A 21,636-nucleotide genomic window follows, 5' to 3' on the forward strand; every position below is an offset into this window, starting at 1 on the left:
TGGGGTGTAAGTGAAAATTCTAACTGCGTCGACTGAGGGGCAAGAAGAGAATATCCACAATCTTATTCGGTATTTTTATATTCGTATTTTTCCTAATTTTTTCTCTGAAGATGAGATTGTACAGTTTAAACAAATGAAGGTCCTACATATTTCTAATCAAAATCAAGAGTATATTGGAACACTTAAAGAATCGTTTACTGTTATGTCCTGCCTCGCTACCTTAATCTCTATTATTGAATCTCACGATAAAGAAGAGCAAGAAAAACATTATAAACATTTATTTTCACATAATGTTTCTTTATTAGAAACAAAGGATTTATTTTTTCCTTTCACTTATCAGCAATTTTCACAAGCAAAAATGCAAGACTTTTCGATTACGATATATGATAAGCCAGCAAATCAGTTTCTTGCGTGAACTCCTTATTCATTTGGGGGTTTTTTTTATGATAAAAAGCAGGCGTTAGCCTGCTTTTTCTTAAAAATATGTTGTTTTCGCAAAGATTTTGTCTGTTTCAATAGAAGTGAAAGCCTTGTCTAATATTACATCGTGCTCTTTTCCTAACTACAATTTATTCATTTCAAGACAAAAAATAGGAAATTAAACGAAAAACCTTACTGCCTGTTTTATCTTTGTGACAGAAACAACTAGGTTTATGAAAGGCTGTTTTCGCAAAAGTCGAGGCTTTTCGAATCAGTTTATTACCTTAGATATAGCATTGTTTCGGGCATCATTTCGTTTATGTTTGATGGAAATCAACAGTTAAAAGGGAAGATTTAATCAAAAATAAACGAAATAGCCAATAGCCACAATGTATACGAAAAACGCGTTGGCAGCGCTCACGTCACGCCGCTAACGCTTATCATGAAAAAAGTAATTTCAACCCCAATAATGGTATAAACCCGATATGTTTAGAGCAAGCTTTCTAATTTGGCGATGCCTATATATGCCTTTTTTCATACAAAAGAGCCTTATGATAAGAGATTAAAAGGAAGAAAGGAGAAAAGTAATATTAGTTTCGTTTCTAGATCCAGACAATTTCCATTCTATTTAGGCGAATTCATGCTCCGAAGATTAATTTAGTACTTCTTCATCGAAAAACTGTTCAAAGGCTACTTCTGGTTGTCCCCCTACAATTCGTGCAACTTCTTTGCCATCTACATATTGAACAATTGTTGGTGTGTACTCAATATTGTACTCATTCCAACCTTGTTCAAATTCAAGAAGGTTATATTGTACTAGGTCAATCCCTAAATCCTCAGCAAGGGGAGCAACAATAGGGGTAGTTGCTAGACAATGCGAGCAGGAAGAACTGTAGAAGTAAACAGTCGTTTCCTCACCATCTGTTAGTTTAGACTTTAATTCACTAGGTAATATGACGTTTTGATAATTTGGGTCATCCAGCAGCTTTATCGTGTCTTGTTCAAGAGAGTTTTTTTGGAACATGTTTCCTTCACTCGCCTTGGACTGTTGATAAGAATTTAGCAAAGCGATGCCAATAAATAAAACGATGACTACACCGAAGAGTATAAGTGCTTTTTTCAATTAAATTTCCTCCTTTGTCCATTTTTTTAACCATATGCTACAAATGAAAATAATACTAAATGCAGTAAAGGCTAGAAAAGGGATGGTAACAAATCCGAACCAATTAATATATTCTCCTGTACAAGGAATTCTACCACATGCTGGGGCACTATCACTAAAGAAAGAGACTTTCTGAATGAAGTAGTGATAGAGAGATACAACAATTCCTAAACCTGATAAAGCCAAACTATAAAGCCAAAATTTCGTATCTTTTTTCCAAAGAGCTAAAAGAAGTAGAAGGGACATTGGATACATAAGAATACGCTGATACCAGCATAACTGGCAAGGTTCATATCCTTTTATTTCGGAAAAATAGAGAGACCCCATCGTGGCTAACAATGCAGTCGTCCAGGCAAGAAGTAAAATATTTTCTGCTTTTTTTGTCATTATTGTGTCCTTTCAGTTTTCACTTTAATATCCTTTCAAATTATAGTATGTTTACATTGTATTTGTAAAATGTAATATATATATTAAACGATGAACATTTTGTGAACCGAAATGCAAACGATTGCATTTTATTATCTTTAATGAAAGGCTATTTTCGTTTACATTGTGGCTATTTCATCTGGTTTTTGATAAATTCCTCCCTTTCACTGTTGATTTCCATCAAAAACAGACGGATCCAGCTGCAGTGGCTTGCGGCTCGGGGTCAAATGAATAACTCTCCAGTGATGCAGGCATCATCTCCGAGCTCTTCATTTGCCTAACGCCGCAGGGCAGCCACTTCCGCCTTTCGTGATCCAGCTGCAGTGGCTTGCGGCTCGGGGTCAAATGAAAAACTCTCCAATGATGCAGGCATCACCTCCGAGCTCTTCATTTGCCTAACGCCGCAGGGCAGCCACTTCCGCCTTTCGTGATCCAGCTGCAGTGGCTTGCGGCTCGGGGTCAAATGAAAAACTCTTCAATGATGCAGGCATCACCTCCGAGCTCTTCATTTGCCTAACGCCGCAGGGCAGCCACTTCCGCCTTTCGTGATCCAGCTGCAGTGGCTTGCGGCTCGGGGTCAAATGAATAACCCTCCAGTGATGCAGGCATCACCTCCGAGCTCTTCATTTGCCTAACGCCGCAGGGCAGCCACTTCCGCCTTTCGTGATTGATGACCGAAGCAAAGCTAGTTCATAGATGAGAAAATGATACGAAAAGCAACAATATTTGCGAAAACAGCCTATTGAAAAAGGACGTGTAAAAATGAAACAATGGTGGAAAGAAGCTGTCGTGTATCAAATATATCCACGTAGTTTTATGGACTCAAATGGAGACGGAGTTGGCGATATTAAAGGAATCTCTGCTAAATTAGATTATTTAAAAGAACTAGGAGTCGATGTTGTCTGGCTTTCGCCTGTATATGAATCTCCAAATGATGACAATGGCTATGATATCAGTGATTACCGGAATATCATGAACGAATTTGGGACAATAGATGACTGGGATGAAATGCTAACCGGAATGCATGAGCGTGGAATTAAGCTTGTCATGGACTTGGTTGTGAATCATACTTCTGATGAGCATAACTGGTTTGCTGAGTCTCGTAAATCTAAAGATAATGAATACAGAGATTATTACATCTGGAAAGAGGGAGTAAACGAGAAAGAACCGAACAACTGGAAATCTTTCTTTAGTGGGTCTGCCTGGAAATTAGATGAACAAACTGGAGAGTATTTCCTACATATTTTTAGTGAGAAACAACCAGATTTAAATTGGGAGAATCCTATTCTTCGTGAAGAAGTGTATGAGATGATGAAGTTTTGGTTAGACAAAGGAATTGATGGGTTTCGCATGGATGTGGTAAATTTCATCTCGAAAGTTGAAGGTCTTCCAGATGCCCCTAACCCCGGAGGGAATCGATATGTATCAGGGCATAACTATTTTATGAATGGACCAAGAATTCATGAGTTTTTGCAAGAAATGAATGAAAAAGCTATAGCAGGATATGACGTGATGACGGTCGGTGAGATGCCAGGTGTATCGCCCGAAGAAGCCGTACTGTATACAGGAGAAAATCGAAATGAAGTAAATATGGTCTTCCAATTTGAACACATGGGTATTGATTCTGGTCCAAATGGCAAATGGGACCTCATTCCATTTGATTTAGTAAAGTTGAAAAAAATTTTAACGAAGTGGCAAGTGGAACTACATGGAAAAGGATGGAATAGCTTATATTGGAATAATCATGATCAACCTCGTATCCTCTCGCGTCTAGGAAATGATGGTGAGTATCGGGTGAAATCAGCAAAAATGCTAGGTACTCTTTTGCACATGATGCAAGGAACACCATATATTTACCAAGGGGAAGAGCTAGGAATGACGAATATTCAGTTCGATTCAATTGAAGACTACCGTGACATTGAAACCATCAATATGTACAAAGAAAAAGTAAGTGAAGGGATCAACCCCGAGGAATTAATGAAGCCTATTCATACAAAGAGTCGAGATAATGCCCGCACACCAATGCAATGGGATGCTAGTATGCACAGTGGGTTCACGCAAGGGACGCCATGGATTGCAGTGAATCCGAATTATTCACAAATAAATGCAGAAGCTGCTATTAAAGATGAAGATTCTGTGTTTTACTACTATCAAAAACTAATTCAATTGCGAAAACAATATGATATTATCCCCTACGGTTCCTTTGAATTGCTACATGAAGAGGATCCTGCCTTGTTTGTCTACACACGTCAATTAGAAGATGAAAAGCTATTAGTACTTTGCAATGTATCTGGTGAAAGCCATGATGTTTCTATCCCAAGTGAATTTGAAACTGCAGAATTGTTAATAGGCAATGAAAAAGAGACTTCATTGGTCAGTGAATGTATAACATTGGGAGCGTGGGAAGCGAGAGTGTATCACATCGACAAATAAATACCCATAAAAATGGCTCTTTGCAATGAAGGTTACTTCAAATAGTTCTTCGATTTCCGGTTAGCATAGGAGAACAAAGGAGAACAAAAATACAGTGAGAATCTGTTTTTTGTGTGTGAGTAACTATGATAAAATAAGCCTCTTCTCATATAAATAATGGCTCTTATAGCTAATTTTTGATTGAACCCTCCATTTCACTGTTGATTTCCATCAAAAATAGACGCAAAGTTGAACCAAAATAGACTGGTTCGAAAAGCAACAAACTCTGTGAAAATGGCCTAATAAAATTTTTTCTGGGATCGAGCTAGCTGTCTTTTCCAACGAGGCCATAAAACAATAAATGTAAGATTTCTTTCTTAAACTGTGTTTTATTATCGGGATTGAGAAATATATCTTTTTGCTTGTAGAGACCCTCTTGCAAGCCCGTTAAGAAAAAAATAATAGTATCAATAGAAAGTAGAGGGGAAAGAACTCCATTTTCTTTCCCTTCTTGTAAAAAACGAGTGAAAATGGGTATCATTTTGTTTGTTGTATAGTCCTGAAATAGTTCAGCGAGCGGACCTTGAGACACCATTATTGAACCAATAGATTCCGTATTAAATACATCAATGTCATCTAACTTTAACGAAATCAATTCATGGATCCGTGCTTTGTAGGAAGCTCTACTTTCGATTATATCCTCAAATTGTTGGAGTCGAAGGTTGAGATAGTTTTTATATACATAAAGAAGCAAGTCATCTTTACTTCCAAAATAATTGTAAATGGTTACTTGTGAGACATTCGCTTTTTTCGCGATGTCTTGAATACTGACTTTTTGAACACCAATCTTTATGAATAGACTAAATGCAGCGTCCTCTATTTGCTTCATCTTTATTTGTTTTCTTCGTTCGAAACCGTTCATTTGTCCACCTCCTCTTCATATTAATCATTTCTAGGGAGAAATTCAATTATTTCACCAAATAGAGCAATAATTAAATGAATAGTAGTCAGAATATTTAATCTATAGTAAAATGCTTACAAGTATGCCAGTAAAGCAGTTTAATGAAAAGACTTTACAATGAATAAATTGGATAATATTGGAGGAGTGGATTCATGAGTTTTACATCTTACCAAACCGTTCGTTTTCATGAAACGGATGCGCTTGGTCATATTAACAACGCTTGCTATTTCAATTATTTTGAAGAAGCTCGTATACAATTATTTAAAGAGTTAGGGGCTGAAGTGTCTACCGAGGCTTGGAATTTTATCTTAGCATCTACTAAGTGTGATTTTTTAAATCAAGGTTATTTTAATCAAACACTAAGAATAGAAACAACCATTTCTCAGATTGGAAATAAGAGCTTTACGATGACACACGACATTTATGATTCAGAAACGAACGTAAGCATTGCTCATGGAGCAGGGGTTATCGTTTATTTTGATTTTAAGCAGCAACAGAGTGTACCTATACCTGATGATTTTCGTGAAAAGCTACGAGAATACATGAAAAAATAAAACTCATTTTAAAAAAGTTGTACAAGTTCATGAGTTCTCTTCAGAAATTGGAAAAGAAGTGACGATGGATGGGTCACTTCTTTGGTGAGAAATAATTCAGTTTAATTTATTCACGTATTCTTTTACCATTTCAACAGACACCAATTCGCGAGTAGGAACGACGCCTGAACGGGCAAGATCATTCATTTCGTTTGTAACAGCGTTTATCTTTTCTGTCGTAAAGGGTATATTTTGTTGGCATAAAGCTACCGATTCCTCGATATACTGTTCCCGCCGTTTTTCTAAATCAGCAAATTTAGTCGCAATTTTATTATGCTCGGTAGTTAATTTGGTAATTGCTTTATGTACGCTCACTATTTTCACTCCTAATATCAATTATCATCCTATTATGCCGTTTATTGATGAGATTGTGCAACTTTTCCCACCTTAGACATAAAGTAAATCCTGAGCAACTATTCTACATGAACCACTAAAAAAAGTGGGGGAAATCCAAGTTTGAGCTTTATTGGGCCAACTATTCAGCGACAATCCCCCCGAATGGTATTTGCATTTACCATAAAAGAGCTATCATATGATAGCTCTTATTAATCTTACTCTAATTAGGTTCAAGCTTTTTGAGATTGAACTTCTTCTTGAATTACTTCTCCTTCAGTATTGTTCCATTCCTTGATAGCCAACCCTAAATACACTGCAGTCAAGAGATAGAACACATACCATGGGAGGTTCCCCCCAACTGTATCCGCAATGAGGTCTAATAGGGTTGGCGTTGTGATAGCATAAAGGCCGATAGCATACAAATAACCGTATGCAATTTTTCTCTTGAAAATAGCCGCTAAAATTAGACCAAGGAGCCCAACTAGAAAGCCCATAATCAGTTTGCTGACAAAAAACCAAATGATAATCGCTAGTCCGATTAATACGCTTAGCCATTTAATTAATGGTAGGAAATTCAAAACCGTATCCTTATCTAATGAAAATTCACTTATTTCACTAAAATAAAGTTCCTCCGTTCGGATACGATTTTGTTTATTAATAAAACGATCTCGTAATATAATGATCGCAGAATCATAATTTTCTAGTTCTGATTCAATCATAGAGACATCCGCCGCTTCTGAGTCATCAATATAAATTAATGTGTTGTCTTCTTCAAACACAATTGGCTCATTTCCTTCTACTTCTAAAAGTCCATTTTCTAACGAGAAATCTGGTAAATCAGTTTCAATTTGGTTAATAAATCCGTCAATTGTTTTAGTGAAACTGTAACTTTGAATAAGAGCGCTGAGTAGTCCAAAGGTTAAAGTGAACAATAATAAATATAAAATTGCCCGACCAAATCCCTCAGTTGCCATCTGTTGGTAAGCTTTAGGTTTAGTGATAGCGTATTGAAGTTTTCTGAAAAAGGGGGTTTTTGTTTTTTTCATTCTCTTTCTCCTTTCATTCAATATTATATGAGTTGGAAATATTATATCATCTAATTTCTATTCAAAACGACCCTTCATTGAGAAGTTGTTTTTCGTATAGCTAATGAAACGAAATAAAAACGATTTTATGATAGGGAATGAACACTTAGATTTTTATAATAATTTAAAATGTGTAAAAATTCTAAAAACTAAAGAAAGAGAACAAAATAGACCCCAAATATAGTCGAAGAAAATAATAATTCTCGCTGATTGAAGCACTAATTTATGGTATGATAAACGAGAATTTCTAACGATGAGGAGATGTATTTGATGACAGCTATAACATTAGCCATCTCTGTGTTTTCGATTGTGATTTCTAGTATTGTAGCGTTAATTACATACCGCTACAATAAAATTGATATTAGAAATCAAGCAAGATTAGAACATAATAAATTAATTTTTGAGATTGATATAATATTTCGGTTGAAGATTGGAATCACGATAAAGACCATATACAGGTCATGTTCAAGGCACATCCTAGTAGTGAATTATCTAAGTTTCTAAATGCTTATAAGAGTGCCAGTTCTCGATTGATAAAACGTGACTATCCCTTGGTTCGTAAAAAGCTTTGGAAAGAAACGTTTTGGTCAAGAAGCTTCTGTTTGATTACAACGGGCGGTGCTTCCATAGAAACAATCAAACAGTCCATTGAAAAGCAAGGTAGGAAGTAGGTGTTGGTAATGTTGAAAGCATATAAGTATCGTCTCTATCCAAATAAGGAACAACGAATATTGTTCGCAAAAACCTTCGGGTGTGTGCGATTGGTGTATAACAAAATGCTTGCTGATAGAATCAATTCTTATAAAAAATCTCAAGAATGCATAGACAAATCCATTAAACATCCTACTCCTGCACAATATAAAGCTGAATTTCTGTTTCTAAAGGAAGTGGATTGCCTTGCTTTAGCTAATGCACAAATGAATCTAAACAAAGCATACGCTAATTTCTTTCGTGATAAGTCCACTGGATTTCCAAAGTTCAAAAGCAAAAAAGACAATCATCACATGTATACTACCAACTGGACTTTGTCGAATTTTAGGGATGCTTTTATGAAGGAAATTGATATAAAAACAAGAATTAGTCTTATAGTAGTGATAGTCACTATCGTCCCATTTACAAATGGACTTTATTGAGCTTCCCACAAGCAAGAGTGGTCCTAAAGAAAAGGGCAAACTGGTAAGAGGGAGCCCGTGTTAGCACGGTTGTTTCAATTAAAAATTATAAAATAAGTTTCACTATATTTGGAAGGTTTCAAAGGTTGCGACCTATTAGTTGGAATAGACAGTACACTTCTTGCTTTATTGAAGGGAAACAAAATAAAAAAATAGCTTATTATTCTGAAGGAGGATGACTATGAGTTGGAAAGAAATTCATCAAAGATGGCTAGATTTTAAAGGTATGGATTCGAAGTTAAAAGCTGAACTAGAAGAAATGAAGGATGAAAAAATATTAGAGGATGCTTTTTATAAAAATTTAGAGTTTGGAACAGGTGGAATGAGAGGCGAAATTGGAGTAGGAACAAATCGCATGAATCTGTATACAGTTCGAAAAGCTTCAGAAGGATTGGCTAGATATATCGAGGATTACGGAGAAGAAGCAAAAAAACGTGGCGTTGTGATTGCATATGATTCTCGTCATAAATCACCAGAATTTTCAATGGAAGCAGCTAGAACATTAGCCTCCCATGGTATTCAAACTTACATATTCGAGTCTTTACGTGCTACCCCAGAGCTGTCATTCGCTCTTCGCTATCTAAATGCATTTTCAGGAATTGTTGTGACAGCTAGTCATAATCCTCCTGAATATAACGGGTATAAAGTGTATGGCGAAGATGGAGCTCAACTTCCACCTAACGAGGCAGACCGAGTAATAGCAAAAGTTAATGAAGTGAAAAATGAATTATCTATCAATGTAGACACAGAAGAAAAATTAAAAGAAAAAGGGTTAATTAACATGATAGGCGAAGAGGTAGATCAATCCTATCTTGAGCATTTACTTTCTATTTCGGAAACACCGCAGGCAGCAAAAGAAGCCGAGTTACGTATAATATTTACACCACTTCATGGGACAGCAAACATGATGGTGAGACGGGGACTAGATGCACTAGGCTATGAGCTGGTGCATATCGTAAAAGAACAAGCGGAACCTGATGCGAACTTTTCAACCGTTGCCTCTCCAAATCCAGAAGAACGTGCTGCCTTTGAGCTGGCTATACGTGATGGGAAAGAAATGAATGCAGATATTTTATTAGCTACAGACCCGGATGCCGATCGAGTTGGCGTAGCTGTTAAAGATCCGAACGGAGAATACATTCTGCTAACAGGTAACCAAACAGGAGCCATTTTACTTCACTATCTATTAAGTCGCAAAAAAGAAAAAGGAACGCTTCCTGAAAATGGAATTGTATTCAAAACGATTGTTACTTCGGAAATCGGTCGAGATATTGCCCTTAATTTTGGGATACCGACAGAAGATGTGTTAACTGGTTTTAAATTCATCGGTGAAAAAATTAAGCAATATGAAAAATCCGGTGAACACACTTTCTTATTTGGATATGAAGAAAGCTACGGTTATTTAGTGGGCGACTTTGCCCGAGATAAAGATGCCATCCAAGCTGTTTTATTGGCTACAGAAGCGGCTGCCTACTATAAAAAGCAAGACAAAACGCTCTATGATGTACTGTTAGAGTTGTATAAAGAACATGGTTATTATAAAGAGGGACTTAAATCGTTAACATTAAAAGGAAAAGAAGGAGCAGAACAAATTCAAGCCATTTTACGTTCGTTACGTCAAGAGCCCTTTACAGAGCTTTCAGGGGCAAAAGTAACGAGGATTGAAGATTATTCCACTTCTCTTCGCACAAACGTGCTAGCCTCAACACAAGAAACGATGTTCCTACCAAAATCTAATGTACTAAAATATTTCTTGGATGACGGATCGTGGTTCTGCGTGAGACCATCTGGCACCGAGCCTAAGGTGAAATTTTATTTAAGTATTAAAGGCCAATCTTTACATGATAGTGAAGAGAAGTTAGACAGGTATATGAATGCATTAATGAATAAAATTGATGGATTATTAAACTCTCAACAATAAATTGGTTTACTATGAAAGGAATTTTTATTATGAAAAATCAAGTAGCAGTCGTAACCGGAGCATCAAGAGGAATTGGCAAAGAGATTGCACGTCAATTTGCAGAACAAGGGGCGAAACTCACTCTAATTGGGAGTTCCGATGACATTTTCACAGCAGCTCACGAGCTGAAAAATCAAGGGTTTGAACATGTGTTAGCTATTAAGGCTAATGTAGCTGACGAAAATATGGTTCATAAAGCAGTAAATCAGACTATTGAAGAATACGGTCAAGTAGATATTTTAGTTAATAATGCTGGAGTAGGCTTTTTTAAAGAAGTAGAAGAGGTATCTGTAGACGAATGGAAACACCTTTTTGAAGTGAATGTTCAAGGAGTATTTGTTTGTTCTAAAGCAGTTTTGCCCACAATGAAAGAACAGAAAAGTGGTACAATCATCACCATCTCTTCCGATGTGGCACGATATACCATTCCGAATGGCTCTGCCTATACGGCGACTAAATATGCAGTCCAAGGTTTTTCTGGATCTTTAGCTCAAGAAGTTCGTGAGTATGGAATTCGTGTAGGGACTATTAATCCAGGAATGGTGGATACATTTTTTGCCGGCTCTAAGCAAGGAGATTCTGATAAACATGACTGGCTTAAGGTAGAAAACGTCGCCTCAGCTGTCACTTATATGGCTAACGCACCCAAGCATATGGTGATTGATGAGATGGTTCTACACCCATTGGTTCAGCAATATCCAATTGCATAAATGAGCTAAAAAACGAAGAGTATATAGACTCTTCGTTTTTTTCATGGAAGTCGAAGTGAAAGTTTAGTGGTATCGTCATTCAGTTTTAAATGAAGAGCACTGGAAAATCATTCTTCAATTCTATAGTTTGATTCTATATTCTTTCCATCAAAAGTCTTAGAAAAATTCAGACTGTTGTATAATAACTTTTTGAAGTATTTCGACTATACTAATCATATACGAATTAAAGGGTGAGAATTGTGAATAAAAAAGCTGAGAATTCAAGCAATGTCCTCTTGTTAAAAGAAATTGCCGAATTACTGAATGAAGAGACAGAAATGCAACCAATGCTCACTCAATCACTTCAACGTTTTTTAAATGGTACTGCTTTTACAACGGGCTGGATATTCTTTGTTTCCAATCAAGACACGCATAAACTAATGACACACGTCGGTTTACCTCCCGCTCTTAGTGACCAGTCTTGCTTAGGGATGAAAGAAGGTAACTGCTGGTGTGTCAGTAAATATCGAAAAGGTACCCTGAAGAAAGCTTCCAATATTATGGAGTGCAAACGGGTCGAAGATGCTATTTCTGCAGAAAAGTTGAATCATGAGGGGATTCTATATCATGCTACTGTCCCTTTAAGGTCGGGAGAGGAATCGTTCGGTTTGCTTAACGTAGCAGCTCCATATAAAAGTTTTTTTAACCATGAAGAGTTAGCTTTACTTGAATCAGTAGCGTTTCAGATCGGTTCTGCTATTAAGCGGATCATGTTAAATAAAAAAGAACAGGACATAATGGTCATGGCTGAGCGAAACCGGCTTGCTCGAGACTTGCATGATTCGGTTAACCAGCTATTATTTTCGCTCACTTTAACGGCAAGAGGTGGAAAAGAACGGGCAGCAGATGAAGAAATAAAAGAAATATTTCAAGATATCCATGGGTTGTCGCAGCAAGCTTTATCAGAAATGCGCGCTTTGATTTGGCAATTGCGCCCAAAAGGATTAGAGAAGGGGCTAATTGAAGCAATAAAAGACTATGGCGATTTGCTAGGTTTATCGCTTCTTTTTACGGTAAAAGGGGTCATTTCTCTTCCAGGGAAAATAGAAGAAGCTTTATGGAGGATTGCACAAGAAGCCTTAAATAACTGTAAAAAACATGCTGGAACTACGAAAATTCATATTTACTTGGAATCAACTGCGAACGAAATGAAGCTTTCGATAAAAGATAATGGAAGAGGTTTTCACGCGGAATCTTTTCAATCCCTCCCTTCTTTAGGCATCCAAAGTATGAAGGAGCGTGTGGAAAGTTTTCAAGGAGACTTTAAATTAATAAGTGAGTCGAATAAAGGGACTGAAATAAAAGTACTACTTCCATTGTAGGGAGGAGAAAATCATGACAATAAAGGTTTTAATTGCAGATGATCATCATGTCGTTCGACGAGGGTTAATCTTTTTCCTGAAAACACAAAAGGATATTGACATAATTGGTGAGGCTCAGAATGGGCAGGAAGCAGTAGAACGGGCTCAGGAGTTGAAACCAGACGTAATTTTAATGGACCTAATTATGCCTCTGATGGACGGGATTGAAGCCACGAAGGAGATAAAGTTGAAAGTTCCTGAAATAGCGATTATCATGCTTACAAGTTTTTCAGATCAAGAACATGTTATTCCTGCGCTAGAGGCAGGAGCTTCTGGCTATCAGTTGAAGGACATAGAGCCGGATGAATTAGTCCACTGCATACGCCAAGTTGTTCAAGGAGAAAAAGCTCTTCATCCTAAAGCAACCTCCCAACTCTTAACAAGAATAACCACACAAAAACCAGATAATTTAATAGAAAATCTGACTACTCGTGAAAAAGAAGTATTAGGGCAGCTAACGAAAGGGAAAAGCAATAAAGAGATAGCAGTAAGTTTGTTTATTACAGAAAAAACCGTGAAGAGCCATATTTCAAATATTTTCGGCAAACTTCAAGTCTCGGATCGAACCCAAGCAGCGCTATATGCAGTCAAGCGCGGAATTGTCTAAATAGCTAGCAAAGGAAGAGGATAATGACAATTGTAATAATAAATGGAACCCCCAGAAAAAAGGGGAGAACGCGAATCGCATCAAAATTTTTAGCGTCAAAATATCATCTGGATTTAATCGATTTAGCTGATTTTGGATTGCCTCTATACACTGGAGAGGAAGTGCAAAGTCAATTAGGGATAGTAAAAAAATTAAAGAAAAAAGTGAGAGAGGCAGATGCAGTAATTCTAGCTTCCCCTGAATATCATAGTGGGATGAGTGGAGCTTTGAAAAATATGCTCGATTTCTTAAGCAACGAGGAATTTTCACATAAGCCAATAGCTCTACTAGCATGTGCAGGTGGAGGAAAAGGGGGTATCAACTGTTTATCCAATATGCGTACAGTTGCAAGAGGGTTATATGCAAACGTAATTCCTAAACAATTAGTTTTAGACCCAAATTGCTTTGATTATGAGAAGCAGTCTCTTCTCGAAGAACCAGAGAAACTGGCGCACGCACTCGTCCAAGAACTTCAGCTGTATGCAGAGATGACTTTGATGATTAAGAAGAAAAAATTATGAAACCCTAAAGCAAAGGCTTTAGGGTTTTTTATTGCTATATTTTAAGAATGACTTGCTCATCTGGCTGAAAAAACGCAGTTGATTGCATATTTGCATGCTCAATGTAACGCATCAGGCGATAAAAATACCCTTCAACTTTTTGATAGTCCTTAGAGAAATTATAGGCATGCAAGAAATGCTCAATGTGTTTAGAGAGGAGGTTGTCCTTTGTGCGCACCATCAAAATTAATAAATTATCCCATTCTGATCGATGGGTATAGTACAAAGCTCTGTCATAATCCACCTTATCCATTTAACTCCCTCCTTCTGAAGGGTTGATACTATTATGTGTACTAGAAGCAAATTTGAACGTTGTAAAAGTTGGGTACGCTTTGATGAAGGGATTTCCTTGTATTGGTTGAATAAGAAACCGAAACGAATCTGTAGAAGTCCCTTTGAACTAAGCAGATATGATCAAAATCATTGCATTTACCACCACAGTGTAAAACATGACGGGGATGGTTTTTAGCTATCTTTGCTTGAAGTTTGAATCATGTCTTTTGCTGAGAAATAAATATTTTTACTGTGGCCAAGTGGATTAAATGAAATAATTCCATGAACAAGAAGGTAGGAATACGAATGTAACTGAATATCAATGGTCATTGTGAAATAGGTTAATGGCTCTATTCGTAACCTTTGTTGCTATTTACACAAAGAAAAAACAGGCAGAAAGATTTTTTGGACTGATTTCTTACTTTTTATCTAGAAATGGAGAAGTTTTCATGAGGAAAAGAGCACTAAGTCATACAAATCAGGGGATATATTCCTATTCGAAAAGCCACAACTTTTGCGAAAACAGCCTTTCGCAGAATGAGTAAATTCCCCTATAAGAAGATTCAAGGGTTTATTTTGTAGTATTTTTAATGAAAATATAGGTGAAATGCAGGGTTACCACCCGTTTTTTAGGTTTATAGCTATAGAGTTTACCAAAAGAGCCTTATCGAAAGGCAATCTGTAGTTATGCTTATAAGTATAAAGGATTAATGAATATGTAAATTGAAATCACTCGAGTTTTACCTCTTCAGTATGTTTTGCAAAATTTTGCGAACGCTAAACATAAGATGAAAAATAGGAGTACTGAATGATGAGAAAAAGTCTTATGAAGGTTATAGTAATTTTCACAACCCTCCATTTCTATCCACTTCCAATCGCTAGAGGTAGCAGTGTCAATCTGCATATCCAAATGCTACCGTGGAAAGAGGCAACAGAAATCATACCTACTGGAACTAAATTCGATATCATTGATGTTGAAAGTGGAAAGTACTTCTCAGTACAAAGAAGAGCTGGAAGTGATCATGCCGATGTCCAACCATTAACCCATAAAGATACTAATATAATGAAAAATATATATCAGGACAATTGGAGCTGGAAAAGGCGTGCTGTCCTTGTTTCTTATCAAGGAAAATTAATCGCAGCCTCAATGCATGGTATGCCACACGGAGCTGGAGCTCTACAGAATGGCTTTCCAGGCCATTTCTGCGTGCATTTCTTAAATAGCACTACTCACGGATCGGAGACTCCAGATTTAGCGCATCAACTTATGGTTCAAAAAGCAGGTGGACACCTCGAAGCATTTTTATATACTCTTTCTCCAAAGGAACTATTAGAAGCACTGGCAGTTGGAATAAATAATGAGGATAAAAGGTTGTTGAAGCTCATTCTGATTGGTGCTGATGAAAAAGAGATGAAAAAAGTATCCACTATTGAATTGATTCAATGGAATGAGATGAATAAGGGGGATACGGTTTCACCTCTTACTCAGAAAATCAATGTAAAGACAAAGATGTATATAAAAGAACAAGGACCAATAGTTCAAGATTGTGTACTTTATTTTGTAAAAGATCCTATTGAAGGAAGTTGGAAGTTACTAAGTCAGACGCTTATTAAACGTATATAGATGGCCGTTAAGAGAAGGTGCAAAAAATTAGGGGGAAGTTACTTCTACCTACTAATTCTTATAAATTTTCTCAATACCACAAAACATGAATTTGTAAAATTGCAAAATCAATGGTTTAGCTTAAAAAGTGAAGGTAATCTGGTTACTTAACGTGGAATTAAAATACAACCTCATTTTTCTTTGTCCATGCTCATACACATAAGGTAAGAGCATAAAGGGGGAGAATGCTGTGAGAGCAGATGAACAAAAACAATTGCAACTTGCAATAGGTGAAATCACAGAAATTGCTAAAGGATTTGGATTAGATTTTTATCCCATGAGATATGAAGTGTGTCCAGCAGATATTATTTACACATTTGGAGCGTATGGAATGCCAACACGATTCTCTCATTGGAGCTTTGGTAAGCAGTTTTATAAAATGAAGCTACATTATGATTTAGGCTTAAGCAAAATATACGAACTTGTAATCAACTCAGATCCATGTTACGCCTTTTTGTTGGATTCAAATTCTCTTATCCAGAATAAACTGATTGTTGCCCATGTACTTGCACATTGTGACTTCTTTAAAAACAATAGCCGTTTTCATAATACGAAGCGAGAAATGGTGGAGAGTATGGCAGCAACAGCTGATAGGATACGAGAGTATGAAATTCTACATGGAAAAGCGGAGGTAGAGAAATTTTTAGATGCAGTTCTTGCCATTGAGGAGCATATCGATCCATCTTTAATACGTTCAAAGCTTACTTGGTCAATGAATGATGAGGACTGGGAACCCGACACACTACAAGCATCTCCTTATGATGATTTATGGTCATTAGATCATGTTGGGAAGAAGGAAGAACCAAAAAAGAGAAAGAAAAAATTCCCACCTCAGCCTGAAAAAGATATAATGCTCTTCATTGAGCAATATAGTCGTGAATTAGAGGACTGGCAACGAGATATTTTGACTATGATGAGAGATGAAATGCTGTACTTTTGGCCACAGCTAGAAACCAAGATCATGAATGAAGGGTGGGCATCGTATTGGCATCAGCGGATTTTACGAGAAATGGATTTGACTAGCAGTGAATCCATTGAATTTGCCAAACTAAACGCTGGAGTGGTTCAACCTTCGCGCACTAGCATTAACCCTTATTATTTAGGCATCAAGATGTTTGAAGACATTGAAGAGCGCTACAATAATCCAACTGAAGAAATGAAGCAGCGAGGAGTTAAATCAGGTTCAGGTCGAGAGAAAATGTTTGAGGTTAGAGAAATCGAATCGGACATATCCTTCCTACGCAACTATTTGACAAAAGATCTTGTAATGAGAGAAGATATGTATCTTTTCCAAAAGCAAGGAAAAGACTATAAAATTGTGGATAAAACGTGGACAGAAGTACGCGACCAACTTGTAGGAATGAGAGTGAACGGGGGATTCCCGTATATCACAGTGAATGATGGGGATTATTTAAAAAATGGAGAACTTTATTTAAAGCATTGGTTTGAAGATGTTGAGCTTGATTTGAAATACTTAGAAAAGGTTCTGCCCTATGTACATCAATTATGGGGAAGAACGGTTCATATTGAAACAATGGTAGAAGCAAGGCAAATGTTATTTTCCTATGACGGGCGTAAAGTACAAAGAAAATATTTATAAGGAGAAAAGCTGCCGTTCACAGGCAGCTTTTTTGCGAAAAAAATAAAGGGAATTGCTGGTTTGTTTCGAATTAGAATACAGAGAGATTTCTAAGGGGGAAAAGAAATGCATGAAGAAGTGATCTTTAAGCAAATGAAATTTATTCGTCAGCGGACAATTGCTGTAATCGATGCCACGACTGAGGAAGTAGCGGAAGTTATACCAGCAGGATTTAAAAATAATATTCGTTGGAATCTAGGGCATATATTTGTTGCACAAGAGAATTTGATGAATTCATTTGTGGGAGGGACACCGGAATTGCCAGCTAGCTTTTTGGAAATGTTTTCGTTTAATACCAATCCTGGCTTGTGGAAGACTACTCCTCCAACACTATTGGAACTAAAAACGCTTTTAGAGGAACAACCAGTCAGACTTCAGGAGAAATTTTCTGGGCGACTGATTGAGAAAGGGGTCAAACCATTCAAGTTAAGTGAAGAAACTCAATTTGACTATTTAGAAGAAGTGGTTTCATTTTCCAATTGGCATGAGGGGTTACACCAAGGAGCAATCACTAGCTTAAAAAGGGCGCAAGGAATAGAAGAGTTGTGGACGGCCGTTGCAGGAATAAAGAAGTAATTAAAAAAACGGTGGTTTTCTTTAAAGTAGTTATGAATAGGTGGAGAATCATACAAAATAGCATACCGAATCGAACATGATTGATCCTCTTAATTTTCCTTACTAGTTATAAGATAATTGCATTTGAATTATCATACAAAATGACATGATGACAAGTGCTTTTGTCAACGTATTAATTGGTATGTTAATTTTCATAGACGAAGTAGTTAATTGTGATTTTTTTGTAAGGCTCTTTCGTATACATTGATGCTATTTCATCTGATTTTAGATACAATTCTTCATTTTGTTGTTTATATTCATCAAAAAAAGACGAAAAGATACCCGCAGCAACGCTATCTAACAATTTATAGAATAGTTCGAGAAGTCACAATTTTTGTGAAAGCATGCTATTGCTAATATGTACTTTCCGCACGGTATCGGTACTACTTAGTTTTCTTCATCGATTTTTAACTAGGTTTCCGAAAAGAATTCTCTCACTTCAAGGAATGTGAAGGGCGTAGCCCAATGAGTAAGTTGGAGGTGAATTTTCGGTTGGCGTCAGCCAAAGTATTTGTAACTATTGGCAAATTATGTTAAAAACAGTCTGTACATACAGAAAGGTTGATAACATAATGAAATTAGATAGTAATAAACATTCAGTCTTCCTTTTGCACTATCATCTAGTATTGGTAGTGAAATATCGTAGACAAATATTTGATGATAGTATGTCAAACTATGCAAAAGATATTTTTGTGAGAATAGGCCAGTCGTATAATATTTCGGTTGAAGATTGGAATCACGATAAAGACCATATACAGGTCATGTTCAAGGCACATCCTAATAGTGAATTATCCAAGTTTCTAAATGCTTATAAGAGTGCCAGTTCTCGATTGATAAAACGTGACTATCCCTTGGTTCGAAAAAAGCTTTGGAAAGAAATGTTTTGGTCAAGAAGCTTCTGTTTGATTACAACGGGCGGTGCTTCCATAGAAACAATCAAACAGTCCATTGAAAAGCAAGGTAGGAAGTAGGTGTTGGTAATGTTGAAAGCATATAAGTATCGTCTCTATCCAAATAAGGAACAACGAATATTGTTCGCAAAAACCTTCGGATGTGTGCGTTTGGTGTATAACAAAATGCTTGCAGATAGAATCAATTCTTATAAAAAATCTCAAGAATGCATAGACAAATCCATTAAACATCCTACTCCTGCACAATATAAAGCTGAATTTCCGTTTCTAAAGGAAGTGGATAGCCTTTCTTTAGCAAATGCACAAATGAATCTAAAGCAATTGATATGCTTTATCCTTCCACTCGTTAGAATTAGAGTGCAATGATCAAGCTGAAATAGAATATTTTTAGAATTACAGGGAGTGAGAATGTGTCATTTAATCCTTGTTTGTCTGTTTATTCCATTATGAAGGATTTCAAACACCCATGGTTTATTGCTGGTGGATGGGCGATTGACCTTTTCCTTGGACAAGAAACGAGACCTCATAGCGACATTGAGATTGGAGTTTACCGACATCATCAGTCTAGCTTGAAAAAACATTTGGAAGGCTGGACATTTCTAAAAGTGAACAAAGCAAACATACTGGCTTGGGAAGGGGAAAGACTTGAATTGCCTGTTCATGAACTTTATGCGATAAAGCAGGAACAAACACTGGAAATCCTTTTGAGTGAATCGAGCCAAGGTGACTGGGTCTTTAGAAGGGACCCAGCTATTACCGTCCCGTATGAATTAGCCTGGGCAGAATCGTCAAAAGGTATTCCTTACTTACAGCCAGAAATTGTTTTATTATATAAAGTGAATCAGAGTAGGAAGAAAGATCACCACGATTTTTTCGAGACATACAAGCACTTAGATGTTGACAAAAGAAAGTGGCTTAGAAAAGCGGTTTCTCATCATGAACCTTATCATGATTGGTTGAATTATCTTTAAATAATAGGACCTATAAATAGGAAAGTATGATAATTTCAGCAGATTTGGGGCAAAATCAGAACGGGAAAAACTAAGACAGTACTTTTTCAATAAATGGTAAGAAGATTCTCTACTATTAGGACAACTAGCTGAAAAAGGGTGAGAGGATGAGGCAACAAATTCAGCAACAGCTCAAACGTTTGGAAGCTCAACATGATATAAAGATTCTTTTTGCTAGCGAAACAGGTAGCCGGGCTTGGGGATACCATGGCCTTCAAAGTGACTATGATGTGCGATTTATATACGTTCACCGCACAGAATGGTATTTGTCGATTGAGCCCAAAAGGGATGTTTTGGATAATAATGACGGTGAGTCTATAGATATGCATGGTTGGGAACTTAGGAAGACGCTGCAGCTGTTTCAAAAATCAAATCCGACTCTTTTGGAGTGGATTCATTCACCGATTGTTTATCAGGAGAATGAAATGTTTGTGAGAGAATTACGGAGGCTTGAAAAAGATGCGTTTAATCTTCGTCCAAGTTTGTACCATTATTTGAAGATGGCAGAAAATAATCAGGCTAAAGGTCTTTTGACAGCTAAACAGTATATTACAGTATTAAAGCCTGTGTTTCTTTGCCTCTGGTTATTAGAGAGAGAGGCATTCCCGCTGTTAAATATAGAGAAGTTATCGAATCATTTCACAAGAGGAACCATTTCTGATGAAGTTTCGCAACTTATACATATAAAAAAAACGCAACGACCAAGTACTTCCTATTCTTCAACGATCTTGAAAAATTACTTTGAGGTGTCGATTGATACTATTCGAATGAAGGTGGAGGATACTCCTGTAAAGGCATACAATATAACCGAAGCATTAAATAGCTTGTTTCAGGCTTGTTTACAAGAATTTTAATAATATATATATTGAAAATTCAAACGAATGTAACCTAGCTTACATCTTTAATCAAACTCTTCTTTTATGATAATACTGTAGTCAAAATAAAAGGAGGGCAAAAAAATGTCAAATAAAACAGAAATAGGGTTATTACTAGCACGAGTTGTGTTAGGGGCAATTATGCTCACGCATGGAATTGATAAGTTTATGAACATGGATATGGTAGTGGGGATGTTTACAGATATGTTTGAATTACCGGCATTTTTAGCGTATGTTACTGCTATTATTGAAGTCGTAGCTGGTATTTCCTTAATATTAGGATTATTTGTCGAAATCTCTGCTGCCTTGCTTGGTTTAGTTATGATGGGGGCAATGGTAACAGTCAAATTCCAATTAGGATTTTTCGGAAATGGACAAATGGCAGGATGGGAACTTGATTTAGCTCTATTAGGTTTAGCATTTGTGTTAACATTTGGAGGCAGTCGACTATTCGCATTATCTTCAATCATTGGCAAAGACTCAAGTGCTGTGGATCATCGAGTGGCATAAAACTAATTTCCTTTTCAATGTTGGTGTTTCCACTTACAATAGTATAAACAAGATTTGTAGAGGACTTTGTAAATTATGGTCCACGAAGATATCGATTGGTTAGCCCACAGAAATCTATCTGTGGGCATTTTTTATAGGGATCTTTTCTTATACACTCAACTTTCGCAGACTGAAATAGGCAGGTAATCCTTGATGTAGTTAGGCAAGCCTGCAATCCATTGTTGTAGTTGACTATTGATTAGTTTTTGTACCTTTTTGTTGCTCTTTTTCAATGCATATTCAAGAAGCTCGATTAAT

21 protein-coding genes and 4 pseudogenes are annotated in these 21,636 nt (G+C 36.7%); 18 read left to right on the top strand and 7 right to left on the bottom strand.

All coding sequences use genetic code 11. The features are described 5' to 3' along the window. Positions 1-10 precede the first annotated feature (10 nt). Positions 11-415 (top strand): DUF5365 family protein, encoded by a 405-nt coding sequence (locus U8D43_RS17180; protein ID WP_335872411.1) that lies wholly within the window; start codon positions 11-13, stop codon positions 413-415. A gap of 657 nt (positions 416-1,072) precedes the next feature. Here U8D43_RS17180 and U8D43_RS17185 read toward each other — a convergent pair. Continuing rightward, positions 1,073-1,543 (bottom strand): thioredoxin family protein, encoded by a 471-nt coding sequence (locus tag U8D43_RS17185; protein WP_335872412.1) that lies wholly within the window; start codon positions 1,541-1,543, stop codon positions 1,073-1,075. Then, on the bottom strand, positions 1,544-1,969 hold the full coding sequence (locus tag U8D43_RS17190) for a disulfide oxidoreductase (RefSeq protein ID WP_335872413.1): 426 nt from the start codon (positions 1,967-1,969) through the stop codon (positions 1,544-1,546). Positions 1,970-2,770: 801 nt separating this feature from the next. On the opposite strand from U8D43_RS17190, the gene U8D43_RS17195 reads away from it, so the two are divergent. After that, a complete protein-coding gene (locus U8D43_RS17195; protein WP_335872414.1) occupies positions 2,771-4,441 on the top strand; it encodes a glycoside hydrolase family 13 protein in 1,671 nt (556 codons plus the stop codon). 304 nt (positions 4,442-4,745) lie between these two features. On the opposite strand, the gene U8D43_RS17200 is transcribed toward U8D43_RS17195, so the two are convergent. After that, positions 4,746-5,342, bottom strand: a complete 597-nt coding sequence (locus U8D43_RS17200; RefSeq protein WP_335872415.1) for a TetR/AcrR family transcriptional regulator — start codon at positions 5,340-5,342, stop codon at positions 4,746-4,748. 191 nt (positions 5,343-5,533) lie between these two features. Between U8D43_RS17200 and U8D43_RS17205 the strand changes: the two genes are divergently transcribed. Beyond that, complete coding sequence (locus U8D43_RS17205; RefSeq protein ID WP_335872416.1) at positions 5,534-5,935, top strand: acyl-CoA thioesterase; 402 nt, start codon at positions 5,534-5,536, stop codon at positions 5,933-5,935. A gap of 96 nt (positions 5,936-6,031) precedes the next feature. Here U8D43_RS17205 and U8D43_RS17210 read toward each other — a convergent pair whose 3' ends face one another. Further along, positions 6,032-6,289 carry a DUF2533 family protein gene (locus U8D43_RS17210; RefSeq protein WP_335872417.1) on the bottom strand — a complete coding sequence of 86 codons (258 nt, stop codon included), beginning with the start codon at positions 6,287-6,289 and terminating at the stop codon, positions 6,032-6,034. A 251-nt stretch (positions 6,290-6,540) separates the two neighbouring features. Next, a complete protein-coding gene (locus U8D43_RS17215) occupies positions 6,541-7,356 on the bottom strand; it encodes a DUF1189 domain-containing protein (protein ID WP_335872418.1) in 816 nt (271 codons plus the stop codon). A 449-nt stretch (positions 7,357-7,805) separates the two neighbouring features. On the opposite strand from U8D43_RS17215, the pseudogene tnpA (U8D43_RS17220) reads away from it, so the two are divergent. The 7 genes and pseudogenes from tnpA (U8D43_RS17220) to U8D43_RS17250 form a co-directional block, all read left to right on the top strand. Then, positions 7,806-8,066 (top strand): annotated as a pseudogene (tnpA, locus tag U8D43_RS17220) (IS200/IS605 family transposase); the annotation flags it as partial. A gap of 9 nt (positions 8,067-8,075) precedes the next feature. Next, positions 8,076-8,414, top strand: a pseudogene (locus U8D43_RS17225) (helix-turn-helix domain-containing protein); the annotation flags it as partial. A gap of 334 nt (positions 8,415-8,748) precedes the next feature. Continuing rightward, positions 8,749-10,488: a phospho-sugar mutase gene (locus U8D43_RS17230; RefSeq protein WP_335872419.1), complete on the top strand. Its 1,740-nt coding sequence runs from the start codon at positions 8,749-8,751 to the stop codon at positions 10,486-10,488. 26 nt (positions 10,489-10,514) lie between these two features. Continuing rightward, positions 10,515-11,237: an SDR family oxidoreductase gene (locus U8D43_RS17235; protein WP_335872432.1), complete on the top strand. Its 723-nt coding sequence runs from the start codon at positions 10,515-10,517 to the stop codon at positions 11,235-11,237. A gap of 239 nt (positions 11,238-11,476) precedes the next feature. Then, complete coding sequence (locus U8D43_RS17240) at positions 11,477-12,598, top strand: GAF domain-containing sensor histidine kinase (protein WP_335872420.1); 1,122 nt, start codon at positions 11,477-11,479, stop codon at positions 12,596-12,598. Between the two features lie 13 nt (positions 12,599-12,611). Next, positions 12,612-13,244: a response regulator gene (locus U8D43_RS17245; protein WP_335872421.1), complete on the top strand. Its 633-nt coding sequence runs from the start codon at positions 12,612-12,614 to the stop codon at positions 13,242-13,244. 23 nt (positions 13,245-13,267) lie between these two features. Continuing rightward, positions 13,268-13,804, top strand: a complete 537-nt coding sequence (locus tag U8D43_RS17250; protein WP_335872422.1) for an NADPH-dependent FMN reductase — start codon at positions 13,268-13,270, stop codon at positions 13,802-13,804. A 34-nt stretch (positions 13,805-13,838) separates the two neighbouring features. Here the strand turns inward: U8D43_RS17250 and U8D43_RS17255 are convergent, their stop codons facing one another. Then, positions 13,839-14,096: a YhdB family protein gene (locus tag U8D43_RS17255; protein WP_335872423.1), complete on the bottom strand. Its 258-nt coding sequence runs from the start codon at positions 14,094-14,096 to the stop codon at positions 13,839-13,841. Between the two features lie 831 nt (positions 14,097-14,927). Between U8D43_RS17255 and U8D43_RS17260 the strand changes: the two genes are divergently transcribed. From U8D43_RS17260 to U8D43_RS17295, 8 genes and pseudogenes are all read left to right on the top strand, one after another. Then, positions 14,928-15,740, top strand: a complete 813-nt coding sequence (locus tag U8D43_RS17260; RefSeq protein WP_335872424.1) for a hypothetical protein — start codon at positions 14,928-14,930, stop codon at positions 15,738-15,740. Between the two features lie 229 nt (positions 15,741-15,969). Next, positions 15,970-17,379 (top strand): SpoVR family protein, encoded by a 1,410-nt coding sequence (locus tag U8D43_RS17265; RefSeq protein WP_335872425.1) that lies wholly within the window; start codon positions 15,970-15,972, stop codon positions 17,377-17,379. 105 nt (positions 17,380-17,484) lie between these two features. Beyond that, on the top strand, positions 17,485-17,994 hold the full coding sequence (locus U8D43_RS17270; protein WP_335872426.1) for a DinB family protein: 510 nt from the start codon (positions 17,485-17,487) through the stop codon (positions 17,992-17,994). Positions 17,995-18,605: 611 nt separating this feature from the next. Then, complete coding sequence (gene tnpA, locus U8D43_RS17275) at positions 18,606-19,004, top strand: IS200/IS605 family transposase (protein WP_335871662.1); 399 nt, start codon at positions 18,606-18,608, stop codon at positions 19,002-19,004. 9 nt (positions 19,005-19,013) lie between these two features. Beyond that, positions 19,014-19,262, top strand: a pseudogene (locus tag U8D43_RS17280) (helix-turn-helix domain-containing protein); the annotation flags it as partial. A gap of 92 nt (positions 19,263-19,354) precedes the next feature. Continuing rightward, the gene (locus tag U8D43_RS17285) at positions 19,355-19,915 is read left to right on the top strand and encodes a nucleotidyltransferase domain-containing protein (protein WP_335872427.1); all 561 of its coding nucleotides are present in this window, start codon (positions 19,355-19,357) and stop codon (positions 19,913-19,915) included. A gap of 146 nt (positions 19,916-20,061) precedes the next feature. Further along, complete coding sequence (locus U8D43_RS17290) at positions 20,062-20,808, top strand: nucleotidyltransferase domain-containing protein (protein ID WP_335872428.1); 747 nt, start codon at positions 20,062-20,064, stop codon at positions 20,806-20,808. Between the two features lie 105 nt (positions 20,809-20,913). Beyond that, positions 20,914-21,339 (top strand): DoxX family protein, encoded by a 426-nt coding sequence (locus U8D43_RS17295; protein WP_335872429.1) that lies wholly within the window; start codon positions 20,914-20,916, stop codon positions 21,337-21,339. Positions 21,340-21,494: 155 nt separating this feature from the next. Here U8D43_RS17295 and U8D43_RS17300 read toward each other — a convergent pair. After that, positions 21,495-21,636, bottom strand: a pseudogene (locus U8D43_RS17300) (IS4 family transposase); the annotation flags it as partial.

The organism is Bacillus sp. 2205SS5-2 (assembly GCF_037024155.1).
Taxonomy (GTDB): domain Bacteria; phylum Bacillota; class Bacilli; order Bacillales; family Bacillaceae_K; genus Bacillus_CI.